Consider the following 1,064-nt stretch of genomic DNA (forward strand, 5'->3'; position numbering starts at 1 on the left):
AACTGGTCATGTTTTCCTTCAAGGATTTCCTTAAAGCCACGAACTGTTTCCGCTACTGGTACATAAGAACCAGGTTGACCTGTGAACTGCTCTGCCACGTTAAAGTTTTGTGACAAGAAGAACTGGATCCGACGAGCACGGGCAACCAAGGTCTTTTCTTCATCAGAGAGTTCATCCATACCAAGGATAGCAATGATATCTTGCAATTCATGATAACGTTGAAGGACACGTTTGACTTCAGCAGCAACTGCATAGTGCTCCTCTCCAACAATCTCAGGCGCCAAGGCACGAGAGCTTGAAGCCAGAGGGTCAACGGCTGGGTAGATACCCAACTGTACCAACTTACGTTCCAAGTTTGTTGTTGAATCCAAGTGAGCGAATGCTGTTGCTGGCGCAGGGTCAGTATAGTCATCCGCAGGCACGTAGATAGCCTGGATAGAGGTTACAGAACCCTTCTTAGTTGATGTGATACGCTCTTGCAATTGACCCATTTCCGTAGCAAGTGTTGGTTGGTAACCAACGGCTGAAGGCATACGACCCAAAAGGGCAGATACTTCTGAACCAGCCTGAGTGAAACGGAAGATATTGTCAATGAAAAGAAGCACATCTTGGCCTTCTACATCACGGAAGTATTCGGCGATTGTCAAACCAGTAAGGGCAACACGCATACGTGCTCCTGGTGGCTCATTCATCTGACCAAATACCATGGCTGTTTTCTCGATAACGCCTGATTCTTTCATTTCCCAGTAAAGGTCGTTCCCTTCACGAGTACGTTCCCCAACACCAGTAAATACTGAAATACCACCGTGTTCTTGGGCAATATTGTGAATCAATTCTTGGATCAAGACAGTTTTACCAACTCCGGCACCACCAAAGAGTCCAACTTTCCCACCTTTTAGGTAAGGGGCAAGAAGGTCGATAACCTTGATCCCTGTTTCCAAGATTTCAGATGAGGTAGACAATTCATCAAAAGTTGGAGCTTTTTTATGAATTGGCTGACGCTCAGCGTCTTCAGCGAAAGGAGCATCCAAGTCAATGGTATCTCCCAAAACGTTGAAGACACG

General features: G+C 46.1%; 1 protein-coding gene. It reads right to left on the bottom strand.

What is annotated here, in order from left to right:
* Positions 1-1,064: F0F1 ATP synthase subunit beta (atpD, locus tag SORDD16_RS05045; protein ID WP_081215149.1), on the bottom strand; the 1,064-nt coding region annotated here is incomplete at both ends.

Source organism: Streptococcus oralis, from assembly GCF_001578945.1.
Lineage (GTDB): Bacteria > Bacillota > Bacilli > Lactobacillales > Streptococcaceae > Streptococcus > Streptococcus oralis_Q.